Source organism: Frankia sp. BMG5.23, from assembly GCF_000685765.2.
GTDB classification, from domain to species: Bacteria; Actinomycetota; Actinomycetes; order Frankiales; family Frankiaceae; genus Frankia; species Frankia casuarinae.
The window spans coordinates 51,167-59,276 of the sequence record NZ_JDWE01000030.1 but is presented as its reverse complement, the minus strand read 5'-3'; the positions used below and the strand labels follow the sequence as shown (position 1 = coordinate 59,276).

The window sequence follows — 8,110 nt, the reverse complement described above, 5'->3', positions numbered from 1 at the left end:
CCGCCGATGCCGGGGGTGCCGGTTCGGGTGATTGTCGTGGTGGTGTCCCGGGCGGGGCGCGACTCGCGGTCGTCCGTCTCCCCCGGGCGGGCCAGCCGAACCGGATGCCCGGTCGGCTCGGCTGATGCGATCGGAGCTTCGGGTATCGCGCTGTTCTTGTCGAAGCGGTGCCCGCGTGATGCGGCGGCACGGTTTCCGAGGGCGCGGGGCGGCTGTAGCACGGTCATCGGATGACACCTCTCCGGGGCAGGGTTTCGGTCTCCGGGTGAGCTGGTCGGTTCTGACGGTGTGGTGTGGCTGTGCCGTGGCGAGGGTGGGTTCTGCGGGCACCCGCCCCGGGTGAGGGGCGGTAGCCCGTCGTTGCGATCTGGGCTGGTCAGGGCGATTTCGTAATCCGGCCCGGTTCCCGGCCTGGTTTCGGGCGCGGTTCCGTCCGGAACACCGTGCATTACCACGAAGGCGGCACATGTGCTCAGTCGAGCAGCTGAACGGACTAGCTGAATGATAATACGCGCGCCATTGAGGTCCGGTGTCCGACGTGAACGAAGCGTGGTCTCTCGGGGGATTGTTCCGGATGGCGCGCGGTGCACTACCCGTTCGCCGCGCGTTCCGGCGCATTGGCCGCGTTCCGGTGCATCGGCAATGAAGCTCTGGTGGTCCGAGTGTGGTCGGGGGAATGGGCGTAGGCTTAAGGGCCAATTTAAGACACTTATACCGTTGTATGTAATATGCCTGCTTCGGTGAGCCGCCGTCGGAGGCCGCCGTCGGAGGCCGCCGTCGGAGGCCGCCGTCGGAGGCCGCCGTCTGCCGTGCTCCGGGCTGATCGTGCCTCCCAGCGGTCGTACGACGGTCGTACGGTGAACGGGTGAGCCTGTTCGACGCCGATCTCTCCGATGGTGCCGGGGCTGGTGCCGGGGCTGGTGCCGGGGCGTCCGACGCGTCGGAGGCCGGGACGGCGTCCCGCTCCGCCTCGGGGTTCGCCGCTCTCCGGGATCGGCGTGGCGGCGGTCCGGGGGTGGACCGCGCGGCTCCGCTCGCCGCCCGGCTGCGGCCACGGACCCTGGACGAGGTCGTGGGCCAGCGGCATCTACTCGGGCCGGGAAGCCCGCTGCGCCGGCTGGTCGAGGGGGGCGCAACCACCTCGGTCGTGCTGTGGGGACCGCCCGGCACCGGCAAGACCACGCTGGCGCACATCGTGTCGAGGGCGACCGGGCGACGCTTTCGGGAGTTGTCCGCGGTCACCGCCGGCGTGAAGGATGTCCGCGCCGTCATCGACGAGGCTCGCGAGACGCTGTCAACGTCCGGTGCGCGCACGGTGCTGTTCATCGACGAGGTGCACCGGTTCACCCGGACGCAGCAGGACGCGCTGCTGCCCTCGGTCGAGCGCGGCTGGGTCACTCTGGTCGCCGCCACCACCGAGAACCCCTTCTTCTCCGTGGTCAGCCCCCTGCTGTCCCGGTCGTTGCTGCTGACGCTGGAGCCGCTGACCGACGACGACATCCGCGGGGTGCTGACCCGGGCGCTGCGCGACCCGCGTGGGTACGACGGGCGGCTGTCGGTGTCCGACGAGGCCCGCGAGCACGTGGTCCGCCTTGCCGGAGGTGACGCCCGCCGGGCCCTCACCACCCTGGAGGCCGGGGCCGAGGCGCTGCTCGAAGCCCATGAGTGCGAGTCCGGACCGGGTGGGAAGGCCGGAGCGGGTGCCGATGCCGGGGCAGACGCCGAGGCGTTCGTCAACCCGCGGCCACGGCTCGATCTCGACCTGCTGGAGCGGGCCGTCAACCGAGCCGCAGTGCGCTACGACCGGTCCGGGGACCAGCACTACGACGTGATCAGTGCCTTCATCAAGTCGATGCGGGGCGGCGACGTCGACGCGGCCCTCCACTACCTCGCGCGGATGCTGGAGGCCGGCGAGGATCCCCGGTTCGTCGCCCGGAGGATGATCATCCTTGCCAGTGAGGATATTGGCATGGCCGATCCGGGCGCGCTCGGTGTCGCGGTCGCGGCCAGCCAGGCGCTGGAGTTCGTTGGCCTGCCCGAGGCCCGCCTGGCGCTCGCGCAGGCGGTCATCCACCTGGCGCTGGCGCCCAAGTCGAACGCGGTGATCCGGGCGATCGACGCCGCCACCTCGGATGTTCGTGCCGGGCGGGCCGGACCGGTGCCCGCGCATCTGCGCGACGCCCACTACCGCGGCGCGCGGCGGGTCGGCCACGGCGCGGGCTACCGGTACCCGCACGAGGCCCCCGGCAACGTCGTGCGTCAGCAGTACCCGCCGGACGGGCTGACCTCGACCGACTACTACCAGCCGAGCGGTAACGGCTTCGAGCGCCGCGCGGCCGATCGGGTCCATGAGCTGCGTGGCGTCGTGCGCGGTGACCCACCGCCGTCCCCGGGCTCGTCCCCACCGCCCTCCCCACCGCCCTCCTCGCCGTCCTGACTCCTCTCGTGGGGGCTACCCGTGGCCCCGGTAGCCGTCTCGGTAAGGTCACTCCAGGAGCGTCGGCTGGGTGGCGCCCGCGGCACGGCGGATCGAATCGGGTGGGGTGGGACCGGCCCAACGACGATGGAGGCAGGAGCACATATGTCCGGTGGTGCGGTCGCGGGCCTGATCGCGTCGGGCGCGTTCGCGGTGCTCGTCCTCTTCGGCTGTTACGTCCTGCTCAAGCTCGGTAAGATCTTCGATGAGGCCGCGGCCCGGGTACGTCAGACCGGTCTCGCCCTCGACGAGGGAACCGCCCGGGTCAGGCAGGCCGGCGCGACGGTCGACGAGGTCAATCTGGCGCTCTCGCATGTCAACAAGGAACTCGACCGGGTCGACGCGATCACGGCGAACGTGCAGTCGATCACGACCAACGTCTCCTCGCTGACGTCGTTGTTCGCGGCGACGCTCGGCGGCCCGATGGTGCGCGTCGCGGCGTTCAGCTACGGCGTGCGCAAGGCGGCGGCCAAGCGGACCCGCTCGGAGGTCGAGTCCCGGGTGACGGCCCAGATGAAGGCCGAGAAGGCGGCGCGGCGGCCGGCCGGGCGCGGCGGCCCGCAGCCCGCGGGCGAGAAGACCCCGTCGGTGTCCACGGCCGCCGGCGCGGCGGGCGGGCGTCGGGGAGGCCGGTAGATGTCGAGGATCTTCTATCTCGCTTTCGGGGCGGCGGCCGGCGTCGTGGTGGTGCGCCAGGTGGCTAAGGCCGCAGCCTCCCTGACACCGACGAGTCTGGCCGGCTCTCTCGTACAGTCGGTACAGGAGTTCCTCGCGGACGTGCGCGAGGCCGCGGCCGAGCGGGAGGAGGAGATCCGTGTCGCGCTCGGCCTCGACGGTGATCCGGACGAAGCGGATCGAGGCGACGAAGCGGATCGAGGCGACGCGGTCGGGGCTGCCCCGCCCCGGGACACCGCGGCGCGGGTCGCCGGCTCCGGCGCGCCGCGTTACCCCGCTGACCTCGACGACGCCGAACGCACGATGCGGCTCGTCCCCGGCGCCCGGCGGCCCTGAGGACTCCCTTGCCCGCGGGCCGGGGGCACCCGCCCTCACCGCAGCCCGGAAGGCGCGCCCGACCACAGCACGCCACCCCGGGATGTCGAACCTCTTCCCACGAGTCTGGACGACGTGAACCCGATGGACACGGCCGAGATCCGTAGCCGCTTTCTCAACCACTTCGCCCGGCGCGGGCACACCGTCGTCCCGAGCGCCTCACTGGTGGCCCAGGATCCGACGTTGCTGCTGGTCAACGCCGGCATGGTGCCTTTCAAGCCCTATTTTCTCGGGGATCTCCCGGCGCCGTGGCCGCGGGCGGCCAGCGTGCAGAAATGTGTCCGGACGGTCGACATCGAGAATGTCGGGCACACCGCGCGGCACGCCTCCTTCTTCCAGATGTGCGGCAACTTCTCGTTCGGCGACTATTTCAAGGCCGAGGCGATCCCGTTCGCCTTCGAGCTGCTCACCGAAGGGTTCGGCTTCAAGGCCGACGACCTGTGGGCGACGGTCTACCTCGACGACGACGAGGCCGAGGGGATCTGGCGCAAGCTGCTGCCCGCCGAGCGCATCCAGCGCCGCGGCAAGGAGGACAACTTCTGGTCGATGGGCGTGCCCGGGCCGTGCGGGCCGTGCAGCGAGATCTACTTCGACCGCGGCTGCGCCTATGGCCGTGAGGGCGGTCCGATCGCGGACGAGGAGCGCTACCTCGAGGTCTGGAACCTCGTCTTCATGCAGTACGAGCGGGGCGAGGGCGCCGGGTACGACTATCCGATCGAGCGTGAGTTGCCGGCCCGCAACATCGACACCGGGATGGGCCTGGAGCGGATGGCGACCATCCTCCAGGGTGTCGACAACCTCTACGAGATCGACATCTCCCGGCCGGTGCTCGACGCCGCCGGCCGGCTGACCGGGCGGCGCTACGGCGCGGACCCCGCCGATGACGTGCGGTTGCGAGTGATCGCCGATCACACCCGCACCGCCGCGATGCTGATCTCCGACGGCGTCGTCCCCTCCAACGAGGGGCGCGGCTACGTGCTGCGCCGCATGCTGCGCCGGGCGATCCGTAACGCCCGGTTGCTCGGTGCCCACGAGCCGGTGATGAGCGAGCTGTTCGCGGTCGTCGGGTCGGCGATGGGGACGATCTACCCCGAACTGCTCGACAATGCCGAGACGATCACCGGGGTCGCCGTCGCGGAGGAGCAGGCGTTCGCCGAGACGCTGCGCACCGGTACCACGATCTTCGACACCGCGGCGCGCCAGGCCCGATCCCTGGGCTCGACCACGCTGGGCGGCGAGGCGGCCTTCAAGCTGCACGACACCTACGGCTTCCCGATCGACCTGACACTGGAGATGGCCGCTGAGGCGGGCCTTTCCGTTGACGAGGCGGGTTTCCGCCGGCTGATGGACCGCCAGCGGCAGGCCGCGAAGGCGGACCGGGCCGCGCGGCGGATCGGCAACGTCGACCTGTCCGCGTTCCGGCCGATCCTGGCCCGTTCCGGCCCGACGACCTTCACCGGGTACGAGGAGCTCAGCCGGACCTCCGGCGTGGTGGGCCTCGTCGGCATCGCCGACGGCGCGGGGCTGGCGGCGGCGGGGGAGGACACCGAGGTCGGGGTCGTGCTCGACGCGACCCCCTTCTACGCCGAGAGCGGCGGCCAGGAGCCCGACCTCGGTCGGCTGCGTTTCGACGGCGGCGAGGTCGAGGTGCTCGACGTCCAGCGGCCCGTGCCCGACCTGGTCCTGCACCGGGTGCGGGTGCTCGGCGGCGAGCTGCGGCTCGGCGTGGAGGTGTTCGCGGAGGTGGATGCCGATCGTCGCCGCGCGGTGTCCCGGTCGCACACCGCCACCCATCTCGTGCACACCGCGTTCCGTCGCGCGCTGGGCGAGGGCGCGACCCAGGCCGGTTCGCTGAACTCCCCGGGCCGGCTGCGGTTCGACTTCCACGCCCTCGGCGCGGTGCCGCCGTCGGTGCTCGCCGACGTCGAGGACGAGATCAACGAGGTTGCCCTGCGTGACCTGCCGGTGCGGGCTTTCGTAACCACGCAGGAGGAGGCCCGCCGGCTCGGCGCGATGGCGCTGTTCGGCGAGAAGTACGGCGACGCCGTGCGGGTCGTCGACGTGGGCGACTACGCCCGCGAGCTGTGCGGTGGCACGCACGTCGCGAGCTCCGCGCAGCTCGGCGCGGTGAAGCTGCTGTCGGAGGCGTCGATCTCCGCGGGCACCCGCCGAGTCGAGGGGCTGGTCGGCCTCGACGCCTTCCGCTACCTGGCGCGCGAGCATCTCCTGGTGTCGCAGCTGTCCACCGCGCTGAAGGCCCGTCCGGATGAGCTGGTGGACCGGGTCACCGACATCGTCGGCCGGCTGCGCGACGCCGAGCGGGAGCTGGAACGACTGCGGGCCGCCGCGGTACTCGCCGGGGCCGGGGCGCTGGCCGAGGGTGCCGAGGAGGTGGCTGGCGTCGCCGTGGTCACCGCCGAGGTGCCCGCCGGCACCGCCCCCGACGACGTGCGGCTGCTGGCGCTGGACGTGCGTGGGCGGCTGGCGGGGCGGCCCGCCGTCGTCGCCGTGGCCAAGGCCGACGGGTCGTCGATCGTCGTGGTGACCGACGACGCCGCGCGCGGCCGGGGGCTGCGCGCCGGTGACCTGGTGCGGCAGTCCTGGGCGAGCCTGGGTGGCAAGGGTGGCGGCAAGCCGGACGTGGCCCAGGGCGGCGGGGGGAACCCACAGCTGGTGCCGGCGGTGTTCGCCAGGCTGCGGGGGCTGGTGGCCGAGCACGCCTCGCGGTGAGCGGCTCGGGCTCCCGGCCCGGGGATTCTCGGCCCGGGGATTCTCGGCCCGGGGTGCGGATCGGGGTCGATGTCGGCTCGGTGCGGGTCGGGGTCGCCGCGAGCGACCCGGGCGGCGTGCTCGCGGTTCCGGTGACTACCCTGGCCAGGGACAGACGGGGTAATGCGGACATAGATCAGCTCGTCCTCATCGTCCGGGAGCGGCAGGCTGTAGAGGTCGTGGTCGGCCTGCCCAGACAGATGTCCGGGCAGGAAGGCCGGGCGGTCCGGCTGGTGCGGCAGTACGCCGAGGTACTCGCCGAGCGGATCGCACCCGTCCCCGTGCGTTTTGTGGACGAGCGGCTCACCACGGTTGCGGCTCATCGCAGGATGGCCGAGCGTGGCGTTCGTTCGCGTGCCCGCCGGAGTCTCGTGGATCAGGAGGCAGCCGTGCAGATCCTGCAGCACGACCTGGACAGCCGCCGGGGGAGCGCCGCGCCCGGCGTGATCGGGTGTGCCGCCCCGGCCGCGGGTCCGGACGGCGTGGTCCGGGCTCCGAGAGACGGCCCCCGGGCTCCGGACGGTGTTGTCCCGCCGTCGGACGAGAGGTGACCGGCGGCGACCTCGACGAGATGCTCGACGAGGACCCCTACTCGCGTCGCCGTCGGGCCCGCCAGCGCGGTGATCGTTACTCGGATGAACACTACGCCGATGATCAGTACCCGGACGACCGTGCCGGGGTCGACTGGGACCACCGCGCCTGGGACGACGGCGGCGGCTGGGACGAGCCCGGTCCCGACGGCGGCCGGCGCGGTCGCGCGCTGCCGAAGCTCATCGCGGTGCTTGTCGTGGTCGCCGCCCTGCTGGGACTGGGGATCTACGGGGTGGGGAAGGTCGTCGGGCACATCTCGGCTGGCGAGCCCGCCGACTACTCCGGCTCCGGCGAGGGCATCGCGATGGTCCAGATCCCGGCCGGGGCGAGTACCCGGGAGATCGCCGGGGAGCTGCACGACGCGAACGTGACCGCGAGTGTCGCCGCGTTCGTCAAGGCCGCCACCGCGAATCCGAAGTCGCTGGGCATCCAGCCGGGCACCTACCGTCTGCACACCAGGATGAGCGCCGCCGCGGCGCTCGAGGCCCTGCTCGACCCTGCCTCGTCCGCGCCGTTCAAGTTCGTCATCAAAGAGGGCATGACCGTCCGTGAGGTCCTCACGGCACTGCATGAACGCCTCCCGGGCACGTCGATGGCGGACCTGGAGGCGATCGCGAAGAACCCCGCCCAGCTGGGCCTGCCGTCCTACGCGCCGCCGAACCTGCTGGAAGGCTATCTCTTCCCGTCTACCTACGACCTCGTGCCCGGGGCCACGCCCGAGCAGTTGCTGCGTTCCTTCGTCGACCGCTTCAAGCGGGAGACCGCGGCGATCGATCTGGAGGGCAGGGCCGCCGCGCTCGGGGTCCCGCCGAAGGACATCGTCACCATCGCCTCGATCATCGAGAAGGAGGTGGCCAACCGCGACGAGGGTCCGAAGGTGGCCCGGGTGATCTACAATCGGCTCAGGGACACATCGGGAAGATTTGGCCGGCTCGACATGGACTCGACCACCCGCTACGCCACGGACGGGTACGAGGGGCCGTTGACCAAGGAACAACTCGCCCAGAACAACCCGTACAACACGCGGGCCGTGAAAGGGTTGCCGCCGGGCGCAATCTCCAACCCCGGCGTCTGGGCGCTGCGGTCGGCACTGGAACCGGCCGACGGATCGTGGTTCTATTTCGTCTCCATGCCGCAGAGCAAGGTGACGGTCTTCGCCACCACGGAGCGGGAGTGGGAGCAGGCAGAGGCCCAGTACCGGCGTGAAGGAGGTCGTGAGTAGTG

The 8,110-nt window shown here is 71.7% G+C and carries 6 protein-coding genes and 1 pseudogene; 6 read left to right on the top strand and 1 reads right to left on the bottom strand.

Features of this window, described 5'->3' with window-relative positions; genetic code table 11:
• A pseudogene (locus BMG523DRAFT_RS14435) lies at positions 1–227 on the bottom strand (GntR family transcriptional regulator); the annotation flags it as partial.
• Positions 228–1,015: 788 nt separating this feature from the next.
• Between BMG523DRAFT_RS14435 and BMG523DRAFT_RS14430 the strand changes: the two are divergent.
• The 6 genes from BMG523DRAFT_RS14430 (at position 1,016) to mltG (ending at position 8,108) form a co-directional block, all read left to right on the top strand.
• Complete coding sequence (locus tag BMG523DRAFT_RS14430) at positions 1,016–2,437, top strand: replication-associated recombination protein A (protein WP_049761107.1); 1,422 nt, start codon at positions 1,016–1,018, stop codon at positions 2,435–2,437.
• Between the two features lie 144 nt (positions 2,438–2,581).
• Positions 2,582–3,112, top strand: coding sequence for a DUF948 domain-containing protein (locus tag BMG523DRAFT_RS14425; protein ID WP_011437601.1), 531 nt, complete (start codon positions 2,582–2,584; stop codon positions 3,110–3,112).
• Positions 3,113–3,487: a hypothetical protein gene (locus tag BMG523DRAFT_RS14420; protein ID WP_043591386.1), complete on the top strand. Its 375-nt coding sequence runs from the start codon at positions 3,113–3,115 to the stop codon at positions 3,485–3,487. It begins immediately after the preceding gene.
• Positions 3,488–3,610: 123 nt separating this feature from the next.
• Positions 3,611–6,256 (top strand): alanine--tRNA ligase, encoded by a 2,646-nt coding sequence (gene alaS, locus BMG523DRAFT_RS14415; RefSeq protein WP_011437599.1) that lies wholly within the window; start codon positions 3,611–3,613, stop codon positions 6,254–6,256.
• Complete coding sequence (ruvX, locus tag BMG523DRAFT_RS14410; RefSeq protein ID WP_023841491.1) at positions 6,253–6,846, top strand: Holliday junction resolvase RuvX; 594 nt, start codon at positions 6,253–6,255, stop codon at positions 6,844–6,846. Before alaS ends, ruvX begins: the two co-directional genes overlap by 4 nt.
• Positions 6,843–8,108, top strand: coding sequence for an endolytic transglycosylase MltG (gene mltG / locus BMG523DRAFT_RS14405; RefSeq protein ID WP_023841492.1), 1,266 nt, complete (start codon positions 6,843–6,845; stop codon positions 8,106–8,108). The genes ruvX and mltG overlap by 4 nt, the downstream gene beginning before the upstream one ends.
• Positions 8,109–8,110: the final 2 nt, after the last annotated feature.

What these genes read in the sequence shown, in the direction of transcription:
- alaS (WP_011437599.1), top strand. Translation starts at nt 3,611, where the DNA reads ATGGACACGGCCGAGATCCGTAGCCGCTTTCTCAACCACTTCGCCCGG.
- BMG523DRAFT_RS14425 (WP_011437601.1), top strand. Translation starts at nt 2,582, where the DNA reads ATGTCCGGTGGTGCGGTCGCGGGCCTGATCGCGTCGGGCGCGTTCGCG.
- BMG523DRAFT_RS14420 (WP_043591386.1), top strand. Translation starts at nt 3,113, where the DNA reads ATGTCGAGGATCTTCTATCTCGCTTTCGGGGCGGCGGCCGGCGTCGTG.